2 protein-coding genes are annotated in these 950 nt (G+C 59.9%); one reads left to right on the top strand and one right to left on the bottom strand.

Going from position 1 to position 950, the window contains the following annotated elements; translation table 11 throughout:
* Window positions 1-193: 193 nt before the first annotated feature.
* Entirely contained in the window at window positions 194-733 is a 540-nt protein-coding gene (locus NW852_RS06820; RefSeq protein ID WP_414333224.1) for a DUF3611 family protein, read from the top strand.
* Window positions 734-897: 164 nt separating this feature from the next.
* On the opposite strand, the gene NW852_RS06815 is transcribed toward NW852_RS06820, so the two are convergent.
* The gene (locus NW852_RS06815) at window positions 898-948 is read right to left on the bottom strand and encodes a hypothetical protein (protein WP_414426576.1); all 51 of its coding nucleotides are present in this window, start codon (window positions 946-948) and stop codon (window positions 898-900) included.
* Between the last annotated feature and the right edge of the window lie 2 nt (window positions 949-950).

The raw sequence follows: 950 nt of genomic DNA, 5'->3' as shown, positions 1-950 counted from the left end.
CCCTCCAACAGCGCATCGAAGCCGAAATCCTGCGCCTGCAAAGCGCGGATCCCAGCGTGAGCCCTAGCTCCAAACCCTAACCCCCCCCTTGGATCCCCTGCAGCGCTTTTGCCCGGATGTGACGGAGGACGGAAGATAGCGGTAGGCTGGAAGCGGAGGTCGGTGCTCGTCCGTAGAGAGCGGGGGGAGAGCAATGAACGAGCCTATGTCGCCGTCAGTACGGGCGGCTGTCGAGCGCATGAAGTCTCGCTTGCGCCTGACGCGCCGCTTCGGGTTCTGGTTTCAGGCGGTTCTGGGGGCAACGGCTCTGCTGCTCTGGCTGGGATTTTTAGTTGGCCAGAATACCCTCTATCGCGACGACTCGATGGGGGCCTTTATCGCCTTCTGGTTTACCCTGTTTACCCTTCTAACCCTGGCAGCCGGTCTCTTCTTTAACTGGCGCTACCTGCTCCAGGCGGAGCGCCGCTCAGTGTCTGCCGCTACCCCAAGCCAGTTGGATCTGCCCAAGCAGTTGCAATTGGTTACCTATGTCAGCCTGATCGGCGCTTTCCTCGCCCTCATCGCCATGGAGGCGCAGGTGGGAGAGCTGCTTGTGCGGCTGTTTACCCGCACGCTGAGCACCCAGACAGCAGGAGTGCTGCTATTGGCTGCCAATATCAACGTTACCTTTGCCCACTTCGTCTGCTTAGCAGGGGTGCTCTGGATTACCGGCGCCCTCGACCGCGAGCCCTGAACCCCAGTCGGCCAGTCTTAACTTTGCAAGGCAGAAAGTCAGGCCTGCGGCACAGTGGCCCGCCCTAAACTTGCCCCAGCTAAAAATGCCCCCCTGCCAGAGGAAGAGGGGCAAGCGGAAGCAGTCTCGAAGTCCGTAGTTGCCAATCGCAGATTCCGAGAGCTTCACTTGAAGCCCACTGCCGCCTGCCAGACAAAAGCCAGCAAAAAGAACAAAA

It is taken from the genome of Synechococcus sp. H60.1, from assembly GCF_047462335.1.
Lineage (GTDB): Bacteria > Cyanobacteriota > Cyanobacteriia > Thermostichales > Thermostichaceae > Thermostichus.
The sequence above is the reverse complement of the archived record's forward strand: the minus strand, read 5'-3'. Positions and strand labels throughout refer to the sequence as shown.